Raw genomic sequence first — 17,559 nt, 5'->3', positions numbered from 1 at the left:
CTCTACGTCTGCAGCGGCGCGACGATATTGGCGAGCATGGTCGCGATCGTGGCGACGACGATGCGTCGTTCTGCGGCGTAGCCGCTCTGGTACCAGGTCATGGCGGTGTGGCTGATGGCGCCGATGGCAGCGGTGGCGAGCAGGTCGACATCCAGATCGGGGCCCGACGGCACATCACCGGCCAACGTGCGGAGGTAGCCGAGCAGCAGGGTGCCGAATTGCTGCATCACCGTCAGATACGTCTGCTCCACGCGAGGGCTGACGCCGAGCACCTCCATCCACACCACCCGGGCGAGGTGCGGGTCCTCGACGACTCGGAAGAACGGTTCGAGCAAGTGTTCGGCCACCGCTTTCAGGTCGCCGTCCGGATCCACCTCGGCCATGGCCTCGGACACGGAGTCGGTCAGGCGTGCAATGCATTCCGCGTAGACGGCGAGCAGAAGATCCTCGGTCTTGTCGAAATACTGATAGAAGTGCCGGTCGGCGATCTTGGCCTCGCGGCACAGTCCACGGACGGTCGCAGCGCGGTACCCGACGCTGCCGAACACCCGCAGTCCCGCGTCCAGCAGCTGTCGCCGCCTGCGATCGTCGCGGTCGGCCGCGCTTTCACCGCCGTAGGCGCGGCCGGCCGCTTCGGACACGGTGCTCATGACCGCCGGGCATCCAGTTCGGCAGTCAGACGGATCAATTCGGCATCCCGCTCCATCGCGGCGTCCATGATCGGGTTGACGATGCCGCGCAATATCGAGATCGGGATCCAGCGACCGGGCACGGCGATGCGCGCCGCCCGGCGTCCGATGCCTCGTACGGCCACGCGGGCAAGCTTGTCCGGTGTGATCGGGCGGAGCAGTGGCGAGGGAAAGGACCGTGCGGTCATCGCCGTCGCAATGGTGTCGCCGCCGAACGCCACGTCGGCGATCGGCGTCGCCACCCACCCCGGATACAGCACTCCCGCTGTCGCTTTCGTGCCCGCGAGTTCCGCACGCAGAGCGCGGCCGAGTTGTTCCACCGCCGCCTTCGAGGCCGCGTACGGTGCGTTCGCCAGACCGTTGAGATAGGCGTACGTCGAGGAGGTGAGCAGCACGTAGCCCCCGGACTCGACGATGTGCGGCAGCGCCGCTCGCACCGTGTTCCACACACCGACGAGATTGACCCCGATGACTCTCTCGAACACACCATCGTCGACGGAACGGATCGTCGATGCCCGTGCACCGCTGGAGATTCCCGCATTCGCCATCACGATGTCGAGCGTGCCGAACGTCTGGATCGCGGTGGCAACCGCCGCGTCGAGTTGCTCTCGCACGGTGACGTCGGCATGGGCGATCGCTACGCGCTGGTTGCCCAGCTTCGCAGCAACCGATTCGAGATCGGTCGACTCCATGTCGACCAGAACGATCGAGGCACCGCGCCGATGCAGTGCTGCCGCCACAGCAGAGCCGATACCGCCTGCCGCCCCGGTGATCAGCGCTACCTGGCCCGAATGATTCTTCATGCCGACACCTCGTCCTTCGTCGTCACCGCGGTGGACGACCGGTGGATGTGATGGGCTTCCGGCCGAAAACGTTTGGCCCACCGGCGGAAAGTGAAGCTGAAGCCGGGGAACATGGCCACGACATGGCCGGACTTCGACTGGTACCAGCTATGGCAGCCGCCGTCCTTCCAGACGGTGCCGTCCATCTCGCGGTGAATCGTCTCGGTGTACTCCTGCTCGGCGACGGCGGTGACCTCGATGGCGGTCGCGCCCACCTGTCGGACGGCGTCGATGGCCCGCACGATGTACTCCATCTGCGCCTCGATGAGGAAGATGGCGGAGGTGTGCCCGATTCCGGTGTTCGGTCCGGTGACCACGAACAGGTTGGGGAAACCGGGAATCGTGGTGCCGAGGTAAGCGCGGGGGTAGGGATCCCAGACCTCGGACAGCGCCCAGCCGTCCCGCCCGATCACCGGATACGAGATGACCCCGTCGGTGGCGTCGTATCCGGTCGACCACACCAGCAGGTCGACGTCGACGTGTTCCCCCGAGGTGGTCACGATCCCGGTTTCGGTGATATCGGCGATACCGTCGTTCTTGTCGTGCAGGGTCACGTTCGCTTCTCCCAGAGCGGGATACAGCGTGTTGGAGAGCAGCACGCGCTTGCACCCGATGGTGTAGTCGGGGGTGACTTTCGCCCGAAGCTGGGAGTCCGGAACCTGAGACTCGATGTGCTTCAGGGCAGTCCGCTGGGCAACGGCTTTCAGCATCCGCCGCGAGTACTTGAATCCGATGATGCGGGTCTCGAGACTCCAGTAGATGCCGGCTCGCACCAGCCGTCGAATGGGCTCGAATCGCAGCAATTTTCTTTGCAGCGGCGTGAATTCGCGATCGTGACGCGGCATCACCCAGTGTGGCGTGCGCTGGAAGACGTGCAACGCCTCGACGTCGGGCTGGATCGCGGGGATCACCTGTGCGGCGCTGGCACCGCTACCGACGATGGCTACCCGTTTTCCGGCGTGATCGTAGGAGGTGTCCCAGTCGTTGGTGTGGAACTGCTTGCCGCGGAACGCCTCTCGGCCCGAGAATGGCGGGATCACCGGGGTGCTGAGCGGCCCGGACGCATTGACGACGAACTTCGCTGCGTAATCACCGCGCGATGTGGTGATCAGCCAGTGATCGGCGACCCATTGGATCTTCTGAACGTCGGTGTCGGCATGTGTGCGTTGCGGCAGCCCGTTGGACTCGAGCACGTGCTGGGTGTAGCGCTCGAGTTCCTCCCGCTCGGCGAACATGCGCGACCACTCGAACGGCTCGGAGGCAATGGAGTACAGGGGACTCTGCACGTCGACTGCCGCGCCCGGGTAGCGATTCTGCTTCCAGGTCCCACCGAGAAAGGGCCTTCGCTCGAGAATGACGAGGTCGTCGATACCGCGGTCGAGCAGGGCTTTGGCGGCGCATTGACCTCCGAAGCCGCTACCGATGATCACCACGGTGTGAATACGCATGTCGACGAACCCCTCCAGCACAAGATGCAATCCGATGTTGCGTGTCATCACATTAAAGTGATGACGCTCGATTCCGCAATGGTTCCGCGATTGCAGTCTCGTGAGTCAATGCCCGCTCGACAGCTGTCCGCTCAATCGACCGTGCCGTTCGGCCGAGGGCGCGTTCAGCCCGATGATCGTGGCGCGTTTGCCCTTCGCCTCGTACTTCGTCGTGATGGCATCGAGGGTCGCGACCGTGGACGCGTCCCAGATGTGGGCATCACTGAGATCGATGATGACGTTCTCGTGATCGCCCAAGTAGTCGAACTGGTAGATCAGATCGTTGCTGGACGCGAAGAACAGCTCGCCCCTCACCGCGTACATGCGGGTGTCCTCGTCCGGATGCGCTACGTCGACGACCTCGGTCAGGTGCGCCACCCGCCGAGCGAACAGCACCATTGCAGTGACGACGCCGACGATGACGCCGTACGCAAGATTGTGGGTGGCGACGGTGACGACCACGGTTGCCAGCATGACTGCTGTTTCGCTCTTGGGCATGCGCCGCAACGTCTTCGGGTGAATGCTGTGCCAATCCATCGTGCCGATCGCAACCATGATCATGACGGCGGCGAGTGCGGCCATCGGGATCAGCGCCACGATGTTGCCGAGACCAACCACCAGAATCAGCAGGAACACCCCGGCCAGGAACGTGGAGATGCGGGTCCGGGCACCCGAGGCTTTGACGTTGATCATCGTCTGGCCGACCATCGCGCAACCACCCATGCCACCGAAGAAGCCGGTGATGACGTTGGCTGCGCCCTGGCCCCAACTCTCGCGGGTCTTGTTCGAGTGCGTGTCGGTGACGTCGTCGACGAGCTTGGCGGTGAGCAGGGACTCGAGCAAACCGACGATGGCCATCGCGATCGCGTAGGGCGCGACGATGCTCAGCGTCTCGACGTTCAGCGGCACGTCGGGGATCAGCAGTTCGGGAAGGCTCGACGGCAGCTCACCTTCGTCGCCGACGTTCGGGACATTGAGCGCGAATACGACCGTGGCGACCGTCAGCAGGACGATGGCCACTAGCGGCGCGGGAACGACGGAGGTGATCTTGGGCAGCAGGAACATGATCAGCAGACCGACCGCCACCAGCGGGTAGACCAGCCACGGCACCCCGATGAGTGACGGGAACTGCGAGGTGAAGATCAGTATTCCCAGTGCGTTGACGAAGCCGACCATGACGCTGCGCGGAATGAAGCGCATCAACTTGGCGACACCGAGGACGCCGAAAACCACCTGCACGAGGCCGGCGAGGATGACGGTGGCGATGAAGTAGTCGAGGCCGTACTGCTTGGCGACCGGAGCGATGACCAGCGCAATGGCACCGGTGGCGGCCGAGATCATCGCGGGGCGACCGCCGAGGAAGGCGATGGAGACGGCCATCGTGAACGACGCGAACAGCCCGACTCGCGGATCGACGCCGGCAATGATCGAGAAAGCAATGGCTTCAGGAATCAGCGCCAGTGCGACGACGAGGCCGGCCAGCACCTCGGTCTTCAGCATTCGGGGGGACCGCAAGGCACCCATGACGGTCGGAATCCGCTCGGCGGAGTCGCTCATATCTCTCCATTCGTGATCGATGGATGGGACGTGCCGACGAACGGCCGGTCTCATCCACGGGTGGGCGCATCGCGGCGCCCGAAGGCTTACTCCGCGGAGCCCGATGGGCATCTCGCGCGTCCCACACACATCGGCGGGGAAGTACAGACAGGAACTGATCTCTACTCTTACGCAATAGTAGAGTTGACGCAAATCCGCGATCTACGGACCGGGGTGAACGCCAGGTCGGCAGTCCCCCGTAGCGTTGAGGTCATGTCTAGATCACCACGCCAACGCAGATCCCCCGCCGCACCTCGAAAGCGATCCTCCTCAGCGCTGTCGGCCGGGCACCTTCGCGTGATCGCGACGGGCGGTCTCGGCGAGATCGGCCGCAACATGACCGTCTTCGAATTCGACGGAAAGCTGCTCATCGTCGACTGCGGCGTGCTGTTCCCCGAGGAGCATCAGCCCGGCGTCGACGTCATCCTGCCCGACTGGAGTTGCATCCGGGATCGTCTCGACGACGTCGTTGCGATCGTGTTGACGCACGGGCACGAGGACCACATCGGCGGCGTCCCGTACCTGCTCCGCGAGCGTGGCGACATTCCCGTCATCTCGTCGCGGCTGACACTGCATTTCCTGGCCGCCAAGTTCGAGGAGTTCAAGGTCTCGACGAAGTTGATCGAGGTCGAGGCGGGGCAGACGCGTCAGGAAGGCCCGTTCGAGCTCGAGTTCATTGCCGTCAACCACTCGATCCCCGACGGTCTGGCCATCGCCATTCGTACCGACGCCGGGCTGGTGCTGCACACCGGTGACTTCAAGATGGACCAGTTCCCGCTGGACGGTCGGATCACCGACCTCCGTAGCTTCGCCCGCCTGGGCGAGGAAGGGCTCGATCTGCTCCTCGTCGACTCGACCAACGCCGAGGTGCCCGGGTTCATGGTCTCCGAACGGGACCTGGTCCCGGCCATCGAAAAGGTGTTCCGCGAAACGACGGGCCGCGTCATCGTCTCGAGCTTCGCCAGCCACGTGCACCGCATCCAACAGGTTCTCGACGCCGCACACGCGCAGGGCCGCAAGGTGGCGTTCGTCGGCCGTTCGATGGTGCGCAACATGAAGATCGCGACCGACCTGAGCTACCTCGACGTTCCCGACGGCCTCGTCGTGGACCTCCCGAAGCTCAACCGGCTCCCGGCCAACAAGATCACGCTGATCTGCACCGGATCCCAGGGCGAGCCCCTCGCGGCGCTGTCGCGGATGGCGTCGGGTGAGCATCAGATCAAGGTCGGCGACGGCGACACCGTGCTGATGGCGAGCAGCCTGATCCCCGGCAACGAGAACGCGATCTACCGCGTCATCAACGGCCTCGTCGACAAGGGTGCACGCGTGGTGCACAAGGGAAATGCAAAGGTGCACGTCTCCGGTCACGCCAGCGCCGGCGAGCTCGTCTACTGCTACAACATCCTCGAACCCGCCAATGTGCTTCCCGTACACGGTGAATCGCGGCACCTGCGTGCCAATGCCGATCTCGCAATCAGGACCGGCGTTCCTCGCGATCGCGTGATCATCGCCGAGAACGGAAGCGTCATCGACCTGTACGACGGCGTCGCGCAGATCACCGGCTCCGTCCCCATCGAACTGATCTACGTCGACGGCAGTGCCGTCGGTGGCGTGACGGAGGATTCACTGGCCGAGCGTCGCCTCCTCGCGAACGAGGGCGTGCTGACCGTCATCGCCATCGTCGATCCCGACACCGGGCTGCTGGTCGACGACGTCGACTTCATCGGACGCGGATTCGCCCACGAGGCAAACGCTTTCGACTCGTTGGCCAAGGCGATCGGCAAGACCCTCACACGCGAGAGCGACGTCAAGGTTGCCTCCCGCGAAAACATCGAGAAGCGCATCGTGCAGGAATCGGCCCGCTGGGCCAAGCAGACCCTGGGCCGCCAGCCCCTCATCGTCCCGGTGGTCGTGGACGGCTAGAACTGGGCGGTCAGATTTGGGCCGGTCAGATCTGGGCCGCTGCGCCGCGAGTCGACAGCACCTCGGTCAGCTCCTCGGCGTAGGCGAGCTGCCGCCGCAACGTGCGGCAGCTTTCCTCGGCCTTGGTGTGACACTCACGAACGAAGGCCGCGGCCGACGACCTCGCGTCGTCGGCCGCGTTCTCGTCGCCGAGAATGTCGAGGGATTCGAGTAGCTGTTTCATTTCGGCCAACGTGAAGTCGAGTGGCTTCATCCGGCGAATCACGAGCAGGCGTTCGACGTCGGACTCGGTGTAGAGCCGGAAGCCGCCGACGGTCCGAGCAGAGGGCGTGACCAGACCGACATCGTCGTAGTGACGAACCGTGCGAATCGACAGCTCGGTTCGCTGAGCTACCTGCCCGATCTGCATGTGTACGCCGTCGTCTGTCATGTGCCGCCTCTCTTCGCCCGACCAACCACCCTAGTCAGTGCTCGGCACCCAGGTTTCCACTGAGACGATCGTGCCGCTCGGTCGACGGCGCGTTCAGGCCCACGATCTCCACCGTCTTGCCCTTGGCTGCGTACTTGGTGGTGATGGCGTCCAGGGTCGCAACGGTCGACGCGTCCCAGATGTGCGACTCGGACATGTCGATGACGACGTTCTTCGGATCTCCGACGTAGTCGAACTGGTAGATCAGATCGTTGCTCGACGCGAAGAACAACTCGCCCTTGACGGCGTAGACGCGGGTGTCGTCGTCGGGATGTGCGACGTCGACAACCTCGGTCAGGTGTGCAACCCGCCTGGCGAACAAGACCATAGCGGTGATCACTCCGACCACGACGCCGTACGCGAGGTTGTGGGTGACCACGGTGACAGCGACGGTGGCCACCATGACGAGAGTTTCGCTCTTGGGCATGCGCCGCAACGTCTTCGGGTGAATGCTGTGCCAGTCGAAGGTGCCGACCGACACCATGATCATCACGGCGACCAATGCGGCCATCGGAATGAGCGCGACGATGTCGCCGAGACCGACCACCAGGATCAGCAGGAAGGTGCCGGCGAGGAACGTGGAGATACGGGTGCGGGCACCGGAGACCTTCACGTTGATCATGGTCTGGCCGATCATCGCGCAGCCGCCCATACCGCCGGTGAATCCGGTGACCAGATTCGCCACGCCCTGGCCCCAGCCCTCACGAGTCTTGTTGGAGTGCGAGTCGGTGATGTCGTCGACGAGCTTGGCCGTCATCAGTGATTCGAGCAGACCGACCAGGGCAATGGCCAGAGCGAACGGCGCGATGATCGACAGGGTGTCGAACGTGAACGGCACGTCCGGGATCAGGAACGACGGCAGCGAGGACGGCAGTTCACCCTCGTCGCCCACGTCCGGGACGGCCAGCGCGAAGACGAGCGTGACGGCGGTGAGAATCACGATGGCGATCAGAGGTGCCGGCACGACAGTGGTGAGCTTCGGCAGGAAGAACATGATGAGCAGTCCGACGGCGACCATCGGGTAGACCAACCACGGCACCCCGATCAGGTACGGCACCTGTGAGGTGAAGATCAGGATCGCCAACGCATTGACGAATCCGACCATGACACTGCGCGGGATGAATCGCATCAACTTGGCGACACCGAGGACGCTCAACACGATCTGCAGCACTCCGCCGAGGATGACCGCGGCAATGAGGTAGTCGAGGCCGTACTCGCGAGCCAAGGGGGCGACCACCAGGGCGATCGCTCCGGTGGCCGCGGAGATCATCGCCGGTCGACCCCCGACGATGGAGATGGTGACGGCCATCGTGAACGACGCGAACAGGCCGACGCGCGGATCGACACCGGCGATGATCGAGAACGAAATGGCTTCCGGGATCAACGCCAGCGCCACCACCAGTCCGGCAAGAACCTCGGTCTTCAGTCGCCTCGGTGAGCGCAACGCACCCAGCACCGAGACGTCTTCGACGGCGGTGCCGGGCACCTGGGCAGCTCGAGACACGACGACTCCGTTCGATGGTTACGAGGGACGACAACCGGGATGGGCGTCCACTCCGCGAGCAACTCTACTCTTACCGGAGGGAAGGTTACCAATCATCGAAGCACGGACCACGTGCGCTAGATTTATACGAAAAAGCACGCCGGAACTCCCAGCGCGATGCAAGGAATGAATCGATGTTCTCGCTCAACAGGCTGTCCTGTTTCATCGCCGTCGCCGAGGAATTGCACTTCGGCCGCGCCGCCGAACGTCTGCACATGACGCAGCCGCCGCTCAGCAGGCAGATCCAACAACTCGAGAGCGAAGTCGGCGTGCAGCTCATCGACCGCACGAGCCGGTCGGTGACCCTGACGGCCGCGGGATTGGCCTTCCTACCCGAGGCCCGACGCATCCTCGACCTCGCCGAGGGCGCACTGCTGACGGTGCGACGCGTTCCCACCGGAGACCTGGGGACCGTAATCGTGGGATTCACCGGGGCATCGGCGCATGCGGTGCTCCCGCAGCTGCTCGACGCCGCGCGCGAGAAGCTACCGGACGTGAAAATCGTTCTACGCGAGATGGTCTCGGCGGTACAGATGGAGTCTCTGGCCATCGGCGATCTGGATCTCGGGTTGGCCAGACCCCCGCTCAAGCGACCGGGCATTGCGTCCCGGCCGGTGCTGCACGAGTCGTTGATCGCGGCGATGCCCGAAGAACACCCGTTGGCCGAGAAGGACGAACTGTCGGTGGAGGACTTCGACGATCAACCGATCATCATGTACTCGCCCGTCGACGCCCGCTATTTTCACGAGCTGCTGATCAGCACCTTCACCATCGTCGGGGTCTCACCGCGCTACGTGCAGTACGTGACTCAGGTGCACACGATGCTGGTACTCGTTCGCTCGGGAATCGGCCTGGCCCTGGTACCCGAGTCGGCGTCGACCATGCGGCCGGAAGGCGTTGTGTTCCGGCCGGTTCGGACCGTAAAGGAACGCCCCGTCGAACTCGACGCGGCATGGCGCGTGGACAACGACAACCCGGCACTGCACCGCTTCATGACCGACGTGCTGCCGACGCGCGAGTGGGCGTGACGACTACCGCGGCGTCCCCACCGGCGGCTTGACGGCCGTCACCGGGCAATGTGCTTCGAGCAGTACGCGCTGAGAGATGCTGCCCATGAACAACTTTCCGACGGGCGATCGACGTCGGATGCCGATGACGACCAGCTGAGCCTGCTCGTCGAACGACAGGTCGATCAGGTTGTCGGCGTGCGAGCGGCCGGCCTCGTTGTCGTGAATCTTCGTCGTGACACCGACCGCCGACGCCTCCTCGCGAGCCGATTCGACGGTTGCAGCGAACTCGGTGTCTGCCGCGCTGTTGTCCTCGGCGACGATGAGCAGGTCCGTTCCGCGCATCTGGGCTTCGCGAAATGCGAAGGGCAACGCGCCTTTTCCTTCGGTGGTCGGCGAGTAGCCGACGACGACGGTCACTTCGTCACCGGCGTGACGAGGGAGCCGTCGGCCAGGAATCGATCGAGGTTCTCCAGTGTCAGTGCTTCCATGGCGGCGCGAGTCTCCACCGTTGCGCTGCCCACGTGCGGCAGCAGCACCACGTTGTCCATCGCGAGCAGGGCGTCGGGCACGTTCGGTTCGTGGGCGAACACGTCCAGGCCCGCACCGGCGAGCTGCCCGGAGGCGAGCAGTTCGATCAGCACCTCCTCGTCGACGACGCTTCCGCGGGCCACGTTGATCAGATAGCCCTGCGGTCCCAGCGCGTCGAGTACCGCGCGATCGACCAGATGGGCAGTTCCCGAGCCGCCCGAGGCGGCGACGATCAGTACGTCGACGCCCTCGGCGAGCGCTACAGGACTGGCCGCGTACGCATACGGTGAACCGTCGATCTCGTTGCGGTTGTGGTACGAGATGGGGCAGCGGAACGCGGTGAGCCGGTCCGCAATTGCAGATCCGATCCGGCCGAGCCCGATGATCCCGACTCGTTTGCCGGTGACCTGACGGGTCAGCGGAGTGTTGCCCTCGGCCGGCCAGCGGCCGGCCCGTACGAATCGCTCCGCGGACGAGAGCCCACGCACGGTGTCGATCACCAGGCCGACAGCAAGATCCGCGACGCAGTCGGTGAGCACGTCCGGGGTGTTGCTGACCCCGATGCCACGCTCGGTGGCCGCGTCGACGTCGGTGGTGTCGTATCCGACTCCGAAGTTCACGACGGCTCCGAGCTGCGGCAACCGCTCCATCAGCGCTGCGTCGACACCAGTTCGGCCGGAGGTGACGACAGCGGTGATCGACGGGCCGTGCTCGGCCAGGAACTGCTCGCGCTCGTCCCCGTCGGGCAAGGTCAGCGCGTCGTAGTCGGCAACCAGAGTGTCCATCAGGGACGGCTTCAGCGGCCCGACTCGGAGCACACGGCCCCCTTGGCGTGAATCCTGTTGCAACACAGACTTTTCCTGTTGACCGGTGGTCACCGTTGTTCTCCTCGCGATGTGGTGGAGCGTGCGCGTTTCCTGTACGGTATGCCGCTTCTCGGATACCTGTCCAACACGCAAATAACATGGACCGATACCCAAACGGCATAAACATGACCCTCAGCATGCAGGTAGACCTAACCCGTTTGGACGTTCGACCTGCTCAGAGGCGCTGAACTGCGAGCATCCGCACTGATCCAGCACGATTGTGACGTGGATAACGGGCCGAAACGTCGCTTTCGTCCGGTTGACGGTGGAGATCACCCACTCCTACCGTGTGTCTACCGTCACAGATCCGAATGCGGCTCGATGACGCGTATCCCTTTTCCCACTGGAGGCCACCATGAGCCCTGCACTCTCCGTGCAGCAGGGACGGACCCATCGCGTCGCCGCTATTGCTGTTGGCGCACTGTCACTTTCATTGATCGCAAGCGGCTGCACCGTCGCGAACTCGAGCAACGGAGCCGCAGCCCGCGCAGACACCCTGCGCATCGTTCTGCCTCAGGAACCGCCCACCCTCGAAGCCTGCGACGTATCGCTGACGTCGGTCGGAGTGGTCACTCGCTCGAACATCACCGAGCCGCTGATGGAGCGCAATCCGAGTACCGGTGATCTCGAACCGAAGTTGGCGGACTCGTGGGAGCAGACCTCGGACACCGAGTGGACGTTCGCCATTCACCCCGGCGTGACGTTCAGCGACGGCAGCCCCTTCGAAGCCGAGGATGCAGCGTTCTCCATCGACCGCACCGTCAACTCCGAACTGGGATGCAACGTCGAGGGATACGTCTTCGGCGACGCCGACCTGGTGGTGAAAGCCGTCGACCCGTTGACGCTGACAGTGCAGTCACCCGAGCCCGATCCCATTCTGCCGCTACGGCTCTCGTTCGTGGAGATGGTTCCGCGCACTTCGAGCTACACCGAGCGGGTACGCGAACCGATCGGCACCGGCCCGTTCGCGATCGAGCGGTGGGACTACGGCCAGAAGCTCTCCCTGGTACGCAACGAGACCTACTGGGGCCCGAAGCCCGAATACGCCAGGGCCGAATACCAATGGCGCAGTGAAGGCAGTGTCCGCGCGTCGATGGTGACCAACGGCGAGGCCGAGATCGCCACGTCGGTCGGACCGGAGGACGGTGCAGGCGACCTCGGCGTGGCCTATCCCAACAACGAGACCACGGCACTGCGCATGCAGGCCGCGCAACCGCCACTGGACGACATGCGGGTTCGGCAGGCGATCAACTACGCCATCAATCGCGACGGCATCGTCAAGGCGTTGTTCCGCGGACTCGGTTCACCTGCAGCACAGCTCATTTCCGAGGGCGTCGTGGGATACAACGAGGACCTGACTCCCTGGCCCTACGACATGGACGAGGCCAGGACGTTGATCGAGCAGGCCCGTGCCGACGGGGTTCCGGTGGACACCGAGATCCGTCTCATCGGACGCACCGGTCAGTTCCCGAAGATCAACGAAACGGTGGAGGTCATTCAGAACTCGCTGTCCAAGATCGGCATGAATGTCAAGATCGAAATGATGGACGCCGCAGGTACGGCCGAATACCAGGAACGTCCGTTCCCGAACGTCGGGCCGTATCTACTGGTGATTCAGCACGGCAACCAGGCCGGCGACTCCGCATTCACCGTCGATCAGTACTTCACCAGCGACGGATTCCAGAGTGCATACGGGACAGCGGACTTCGACAAGGAGATCGCCGCCGCCGGCGCACTCACCGGAGAAGACAGGCAGGCCGCGTACGCCCAGGTGTTCGCGGACGAACCGAAGGACATCATGCAGATGGCCTACATCGCACATATGAACGGGGTGCTCGCCAAGGCCGCCTCGGTCGACTACACGCCGGACTCGGCCACGGTCGACGAAATGCACCTGGCCGCGATGACGCGCGCCGATACCGAGAGGCCCTGACATGTTCAGATTTCTGCGCCGACGGATCTACACGAGCCTGATCCCACTGTTCGTCGTCCTGCTGGGCGTGTTCTTCCTCGCTCGTCTCACCGGCGACCCCACCAGCCTGTACCTGCCCGAGTCGGCCACCCAGGCGCAGCGAGAGGCGTTTCGCGCCACCAACGGCTTCGATCAGCCGGTACTGACGCAGCTACTGGACTACTTCAAAGGCGTCGTGCAACTCGACTTCGGGCAGTCGCTCCGTACCGGTGAGGACGCGTCGGCAATGGCATTGCGCGCCTTCCCCGCAACGCTGCAGCTCGCCTTCGCGACGATGTTCCTCGCCATCCTCGGCGCCGTGATCATCGGCTGCTGGGCTGCGTACCGACCGAACTCGCTGGCCGATCGCATCTCGAGCCTGCTGTCGATGACGGCCGCGTCCATCCCCGACTTCTGGTTCGCCATCATGGGCGTCTACGTCTTCGCCATCGTGTTCGGCTGGCTGCCCACCTCCGGTGTGGACAGCGGAATGCTCTCCTGGGTGTTGCCGATCGCCACGCTGCTCATTCGCCCGCTCGGAGTACTGACACAGGTGGTCCGCGGCGCGATGGTCTCGGCACTGTCTGCACCGTACGTTCGGCTCGCGAGAAGCAAAGGGGCAGGCGATCTTCGGGTCGTCACCCACCACGCTCTGCGCAACGCCGCGGCACCGGCGCTCACGGTCGCAGGTGACCTGATGGTCGGGCTCGTCAACGGCGCGGTGGTCGTCGAGGCCATCTTCGGCTGGCCCGGCATCGGAAAACTGATGATCGACGCCATCCTGCAGCGCGACTTCGCCGTTCTGCAGGCAGCCGTGCTGTTGACGGCGGTGAGCATCTTCGTGCTCAACATCGTCATCGATGCCTGCTATGCACTGCTCGACGCCCGGGTTCGCGACAAGGTGAAGGTCTAAGAACATGTCACTCGACTTCGAAGCACCGAAAACATCCGAGCCGGAGGATGTTCCACCGACGGCTCCGGTGGAAGCCCGCAAGGCGTCGGCCCCGCTGTGGAAGCTACTCCTGCGGGACAGGGTCGCCACCGTCGCTGCCGCAATCCTGGTGCTGGTCTTCCTCACCGCGATCTTCGGCCCGATGTTGGTCGGGGACGCCGCAACCGACCAAGATCTCGACCGCTCGAACCTGCCCCCGTTCACCCTCGACACCGGCTGGATGAACATCCTCGGCACAGATCCATTGGGGCGCAGCATGTTGGCCCGGCTGATCGTCGCCAGCAGAACCACACTCTCGGTGGCCATTCCGGCCGTGATCCTCTCGGCGATCATCGGCTCGTTCATCGGTATGTGGGCCGGCTTCCATCGCGGCTGGCGCGAGACCGCGGCGATGCGCGTCGCCGACGTCATCCTCAGCTTCCCGTCCCTGCTGATGGCCGTCGTCGTGCTCTACGTCTTCTCGCCCAGTGCCGCGAACATCGTGCTGGTCCTGACGGTCACGCGTATCCCGATCTACCTGCGTACCGCCCGCGCCGAGTCCGCAGAACTGCAGAGTCGGTTGTTCGTGGACGCTGCCCGTACGTTCGGCGCGAAGAGCGGATCGGTGATCAGACGCCATGTGGCCCCGATCCTGCTGCCGACCCTGCTCACCGTCGCGACCCTGGACTTCTGCTTCGTCATTCTCGCCGAATCGTCACTGAGCTTCCTGGGCATCGGCATTCAGCCGCCCGACGTCTCCTGGGGCCTGATGGTCTCGCAGGGCCGTACCTACCTGCAGACCGCCTGGTGGCTCTCCTTCTTCCCCGGCCTGGCCATCGTGCTGACGACCGTCTCGGCCACCGTGCTCGCCGCCTGGGCGCGCATTGCCACCGACCCGGCTCAGCGCTGGCGACTCAACGTCCCCCGCTCCAAGCGGTCTCGCCTGATCCCCGCACGAAAGGTCGTCTCATGAGCGCACCGGCTACCGCACCACAGCGACCGGACACCGGCAGCGTCGCCCTGGACGTTCGTGGCCTGACCGTCGATCTGCGGACGCCGTCGGGCGTCATCCGCGCCGTCGACAACGTCACCTTCAGCGCCCGCCGGGGCGAAACCCTCGCTCTGCTCGGTGAATCGGGCTGCGGAAAGTCGATGACGGCACAGGCCATCGTCGGGTTGCTCGAGCCGATCGCAGACATCACCGGCGGTTCGGTCGAGATGGGCGAAGTAGACCTGGTGACCGCCAAGACCAAGGTTCGACGCACCATCGCGGCTACCGAACTGGCCATCGTCTTCCAGGATGCACTGACGGCACTCAATCCCGTCTACACCGTGGGAACACAACTGGCCGAACCGTTTCGGATCCACCGGGGTATGTCGGCCAAACAGGCGCGGGTCGAAGCTATTGCGCTCATGGCCCGAGTGGGTATCCCCGAGCCCGAATCACGCGCCGACTCGTACCCGCACCAGTTCTCCGGCGGCATGCGTCAACGCTTGCTGATCGCGATGGCCGTGGCCCTGAGTCCGTCGGTACTGCTGGCCGACGAACCGACCACCGCCCTCGACGTGACCGTGCAGGCGCAGATCATGGCACTGCTCAAGGAATTGCGCACCGAGCACGACATGGCCGTCGTCCTGATCACCCACGACCTCGCTCTGGTGGCCGAAGAGGCCGATCGAGTGGCAATCATGTACGCGGGCAACGTCGTCGAAACCGGGTTGGTTTCGGAGGTGTTCGGATCGCCGCGCCACCCCTACACCAAGGGACTGCTCGACTCGGTCCCCGTGCACGCCGTCCGCGGCGAGGATCTCAAATCCATCGGCGGCACCCCGCCGGATCTGCACTCGATCCCCGACGGATGCGTCTACCAGGCACGTTGCCCTCTCGCCCGTGAGATCTGTATCAGTAGCCGCCCGCCGCTCGAATCCGTCGGCAACGGCCGCCTGTCGGCCTGCCACTTCCCGAACGAGGTATCGCGCAATGTCTGAGCAACTGTTGACCGTTCGTGGCCTGAACAAGACCTTCGACGTCGGCCGCGGGAAGCTACGCGCTCTGGACTCCATCGACCTCGACCTGCGGCGGGGCGAGACCCTCGGCCTCGTGGGCGAATCCGGCTGCGGCAAGTCCACTCTCGCACGCACCCTGATGATGCTCGAACGCCCGGACTCGGGCACCGTCGCCTTCGACGGCACGGATCCGTTCGCGCTCCGCGGCAAGGAGCTCCTCGCCTGGCGCCGCCGCGTGCAGATGGTGTTCCAGGATCCGTACGGTTCACTGAACTCACGCATGACGGCCGGGGACATCATCGGTGAACCATGGCGAACCCACAAGAGCCTGTACAAGACTCGACGTGACCGCTCCGCGCGGGTGCGCGAGCTGCTGCATCTGGTGGGCTTGCGACCGAGCGACGAGAACCGGTTCCCGCAGGAGTTCTCCGGCGGTCAGCGCCAGCGCCTCGGCATCGCGCGAGCTCTGGCACTGAACCCCGACGTCATCATCTGCGACGAGCCGGTGTCGGCTCTCGATCTCTCGGTCCAGGCCCAGGTGCTCAACCTGCTCAACGATCTGCAGAAGCAACTCGGCATCTCCTATGTCTTCATCTCGCACGATCTCTCGGTGGTCCGGCACGTCGCCGACCGAGTCGCGGTGATGTACCTGGGCCGCATCGTCGAATCCGGAGCCACCGAGGCAGTATTCGATCGGCCCGCCCACCCCTACACCGCAGCGTTGATGTCGGCCGCACCCACACTCGACGCGTCGAGCCGCGGCGACAAGATCCTGCTGAAAGGCGAGGTGCCGTCGCCACTGAATCCGCCGTCGGGATGCCGTTTCCGTACTCGCTGCTGGAAGGCGACCGACCTGTGCGCGAGCGACGCACCACCCGTCGCACACGACGCCGACGAGGCCGATCATGTTGCCGAATGCCATTATCCGCTCGTGGCAGGAAATCTCGGTCTCGTCGCCGCCGGAACATGACACTCACGCACCTGAGTGTCACCGGCTTCGTCGTCGTCGCGCTCGCGATCTTCTTCGCATCCGCGATGCAGGCGTCGATCGGCTTCGGCATGGGCATGCTGGCCGCCCCCATCGTGGCCATCGTCGACCCCGGACTGGTACCGGGAACGCTGATCATGCTCGCGGTCGTGGTCAGCGTGCTCGTACTGGTACGCGACCGGACGGCTCTCGATCTCTCGGGAGCCGGGTGGGCACTCGCCGGACGACTCCCCGGCTCGGTGGTGGGTGCGCTGCTACTGGTCCTGTTGCCCGAACGCGGGCTGGCGATACTGTTGGCACTCGTGGTCCTGGGCGGCGTCGCGCTGACGTCGTTCGGCTGGGTTCCGTTGCCGCACAGACGTAATCTCGTCGTCGCCGGGGCCGCGTCGGGAGTTCTGGGAACCGCCACCTCCATCGGTGGGCCACCGATGGCTCTGGTGTGGCAAGGCAACTCCGGAGCCGAACTCCGCAGCACGATGAGTTGCTTCTTCCTCGTCGGCTCGATCATCTCCATCGCGGTGTTGACGGTGGCCGGAGCGGTGAACAGCCACACCGCCACGCTGTTCGCGTTCCTGGCCCCGGCGACAGTTCTGGGGTTCCTGCTCTCTCGGGTGATCAACCGAGTTCTCGATCGACGACGCCTACGTATCACGGCAATCGCCGTCTCGGCCGTGGGCGCGATCGTGCTCGTGGTCCAACAAGTACTGGCCCTGACGTGAGTGAAGCGTC

The 17,559-nt window shown here is 64.5% G+C and carries 16 protein-coding genes; 8 read left to right on the top strand and 8 right to left on the bottom strand.

Annotated elements, in window-relative coordinates; all coding sequences use genetic code 11:
- Positions 1–2 precede the first annotated feature (2 nt).
- The 4 genes from CH285_RS07625 to CH285_RS07610 are packed head-to-tail and all read right to left on the bottom strand — an operon-like array spanning position 3 to position 4,575.
- Positions 3–650 carry a TetR/AcrR family transcriptional regulator gene (locus CH285_RS07625; protein WP_032390271.1) on the bottom strand — a complete coding sequence of 216 codons (648 nt, stop codon included), beginning with the start codon at positions 648–650 and terminating at the stop codon, positions 3–5.
- Positions 647–1,492: an SDR family NAD(P)-dependent oxidoreductase gene (locus CH285_RS07620; RefSeq protein ID WP_032369524.1), complete on the bottom strand. Its 846-nt coding sequence runs from the start codon at positions 1,490–1,492 to the stop codon at positions 647–649. Before CH285_RS07620 ends, CH285_RS07625 begins: the two co-directional genes overlap by 4 nt.
- Complete coding sequence (locus CH285_RS07615; protein ID WP_255032458.1) at positions 1,489–3,027, bottom strand: flavin-containing monooxygenase; 1,539 nt, start codon at positions 3,025–3,027, stop codon at positions 1,489–1,491. Before CH285_RS07615 ends, CH285_RS07620 begins: the two co-directional genes overlap by 4 nt.
- A 57-nt stretch (positions 3,028–3,084) precedes the next feature.
- Positions 3,085–4,575, bottom strand: a complete 1,491-nt coding sequence (locus CH285_RS07610) for a SulP family inorganic anion transporter (RefSeq protein WP_094643599.1) — start codon at positions 4,573–4,575, stop codon at positions 3,085–3,087.
- 252 nt (positions 4,576–4,827) lie between these two features.
- Between CH285_RS07610 and CH285_RS07605 the strand changes: the two genes are divergently transcribed.
- The gene (locus CH285_RS07605; protein WP_052067123.1) at positions 4,828–6,537 is read left to right on the top strand and encodes a ribonuclease J; all 1,710 of its coding nucleotides are present in this window, start codon (positions 4,828–4,830) and stop codon (positions 6,535–6,537) included.
- Positions 6,538–6,562: 25 nt separating this feature from the next.
- On the opposite strand, the gene CH285_RS07600 is transcribed toward CH285_RS07605, so the two are convergent.
- The gene (locus tag CH285_RS07600) at positions 6,563–6,967 is read right to left on the bottom strand and encodes a MerR family transcriptional regulator (protein WP_027495311.1); all 405 of its coding nucleotides are present in this window, start codon (positions 6,965–6,967) and stop codon (positions 6,563–6,565) included.
- A 34-nt stretch (positions 6,968–7,001) separates the two neighbouring features.
- The gene (locus tag CH285_RS07595; RefSeq protein ID WP_027495310.1) at positions 7,002–8,510 is read right to left on the bottom strand and encodes a SulP family inorganic anion transporter; all 1,509 of its coding nucleotides are present in this window, start codon (positions 8,508–8,510) and stop codon (positions 7,002–7,004) included.
- Positions 8,511–8,683: 173 nt separating this feature from the next.
- Here CH285_RS07595 and CH285_RS07590 point away from each other — a divergent pair, with 173 nt between their 5' ends.
- Positions 8,684–9,577 carry a LysR substrate-binding domain-containing protein gene (locus CH285_RS07590; protein ID WP_032369526.1) on the top strand — a complete coding sequence of 298 codons (894 nt, stop codon included), beginning with the start codon at positions 8,684–8,686 and terminating at the stop codon, positions 9,575–9,577.
- A 3-nt stretch (positions 9,578–9,580) separates the two neighbouring features.
- Here the strand turns inward: CH285_RS07590 and CH285_RS07585 are convergent, their stop codons facing one another.
- Both CH285_RS07585 and CH285_RS07580 read right to left on the bottom strand, forming a co-directional pair.
- Entirely contained in the window at positions 9,581–9,976 is a 396-nt protein-coding gene (locus CH285_RS07585) for a universal stress protein (RefSeq protein ID WP_032367133.1), read from the bottom strand.
- The gene (locus tag CH285_RS07580) at positions 9,973–10,872 is read right to left on the bottom strand and encodes a 2-hydroxyacid dehydrogenase (protein WP_176458496.1); all 900 of its coding nucleotides are present in this window, start codon (positions 10,870–10,872) and stop codon (positions 9,973–9,975) included. Before CH285_RS07580 ends, CH285_RS07585 begins: the two co-directional genes overlap by 4 nt.
- 436 nt (positions 10,873–11,308) lie before the next feature.
- On the opposite strand from CH285_RS07580, the gene CH285_RS07575 reads away from it, so the two are divergent.
- The 6 genes from CH285_RS07575 to CH285_RS07550 are packed head-to-tail and all read left to right on the top strand — an operon-like array spanning position 11,309 to position 17,549.
- Positions 11,309–12,886 carry an ABC transporter substrate-binding protein gene (locus CH285_RS07575; RefSeq protein WP_032390273.1) on the top strand — a complete coding sequence of 526 codons (1,578 nt, stop codon included), beginning with the start codon at positions 11,309–11,311 and terminating at the stop codon, positions 12,884–12,886.
- A gap of 1 nt (position 12,887) precedes the next feature.
- Positions 12,888–13,817 carry an ABC transporter permease gene (locus CH285_RS07570; RefSeq protein ID WP_032377499.1) on the top strand — a complete coding sequence of 310 codons (930 nt, stop codon included), beginning with the start codon at positions 12,888–12,890 and terminating at the stop codon, positions 13,815–13,817.
- A gap of 4 nt (positions 13,818–13,821) precedes the next feature.
- Complete coding sequence (locus tag CH285_RS07565; RefSeq protein ID WP_032387567.1) at positions 13,822–14,808, top strand: ABC transporter permease; 987 nt, start codon at positions 13,822–13,824, stop codon at positions 14,806–14,808.
- Positions 14,805–15,824 (top strand): ABC transporter ATP-binding protein, encoded by a 1,020-nt coding sequence (locus CH285_RS07560; protein ID WP_032390274.1) that lies wholly within the window; start codon positions 14,805–14,807, stop codon positions 15,822–15,824. Before CH285_RS07565 ends, CH285_RS07560 begins: the two co-directional genes overlap by 4 nt.
- Positions 15,817–16,812, top strand: a complete 996-nt coding sequence (locus CH285_RS07555) for an ABC transporter ATP-binding protein (protein ID WP_027495302.1) — start codon at positions 15,817–15,819, stop codon at positions 16,810–16,812. Before CH285_RS07560 ends, CH285_RS07555 begins: the two co-directional genes overlap by 8 nt.
- Positions 16,809–17,549, top strand: a complete 741-nt coding sequence (locus CH285_RS07550) for a sulfite exporter TauE/SafE family protein (protein ID WP_080731235.1) — start codon at positions 16,809–16,811, stop codon at positions 17,547–17,549. The genes CH285_RS07555 and CH285_RS07550 overlap by 4 nt, the downstream gene beginning before the upstream one ends.
- Positions 17,550–17,559: the final 10 nt, after the last annotated feature.

Origin of the sequence: Rhodococcus sp. 05-2256-B1 (assembly GCF_002258465.1) — a bacterium.
Lineage (GTDB): Bacteria > Actinomycetota > Actinomycetes > Mycobacteriales > Mycobacteriaceae > Rhodococcoides > Rhodococcoides fascians.
Note: the sequence above shows the minus strand (reverse complement) of the source record. Positions and strands in the feature narration are given on the sequence as shown.

Coding starts and splice junctions, on each gene's coding strand:
- CH285_RS07605 (WP_052067123.1), top strand. CDS start 4,828: ATGTCTAGATCACCACGCCAACGCAGATCCCCCGCCGCACCTCGAAAG.
- CH285_RS07580 (WP_176458496.1), bottom strand. CDS start 10,872: ATGGACACTCTGGTTGCCGACTACGACGCGCTGACCTTGCCCGACGGG.
- CH285_RS07570 (WP_032377499.1), top strand. CDS start 12,888: ATGTTCAGATTTCTGCGCCGACGGATCTACACGAGCCTGATCCCACTG.
- CH285_RS07610 (WP_094643599.1), bottom strand. CDS start 4,575: ATGAGCGACTCCGCCGAGCGGATTCCGACCGTCATGGGTGCCTTGCGG.
- CH285_RS07550 (WP_080731235.1), top strand. CDS start 16,809: ATGACACTCACGCACCTGAGTGTCACCGGCTTCGTCGTCGTCGCGCTC.
- CH285_RS07600 (WP_027495311.1), bottom strand. CDS start 6,967: ATGACAGACGACGGCGTACACATGCAGATCGGGCAGGTAGCTCAGCGA.
- CH285_RS07575 (WP_032390273.1), top strand. CDS start 11,309: ATGAGCCCTGCACTCTCCGTGCAGCAGGGACGGACCCATCGCGTCGCC.
- CH285_RS07560 (WP_032390274.1), top strand. CDS start 14,805: ATGAGCGCACCGGCTACCGCACCACAGCGACCGGACACCGGCAGCGTC.
- CH285_RS07590 (WP_032369526.1), top strand. CDS start 8,684: ATGTTCTCGCTCAACAGGCTGTCCTGTTTCATCGCCGTCGCCGAGGAA.
- CH285_RS07620 (WP_032369524.1), bottom strand. CDS start 1,492: ATGAAGAATCATTCGGGCCAGGTAGCGCTGATCACCGGGGCGGCAGGC.
- CH285_RS07625 (WP_032390271.1), bottom strand. CDS start 650: ATGAGCACCGTGTCCGAAGCGGCCGGCCGCGCCTACGGCGGTGAAAGC.
- CH285_RS07565 (WP_032387567.1), top strand. CDS start 13,822: ATGTCACTCGACTTCGAAGCACCGAAAACATCCGAGCCGGAGGATGTT.
- CH285_RS07555 (WP_027495302.1), top strand. CDS start 15,817: ATGTCTGAGCAACTGTTGACCGTTCGTGGCCTGAACAAGACCTTCGAC.
- CH285_RS07615 (WP_255032458.1), bottom strand. CDS start 3,027: ATGACACGCAACATCGGATTGCATCTTGTGCTGGAGGGGTTCGTCGAC.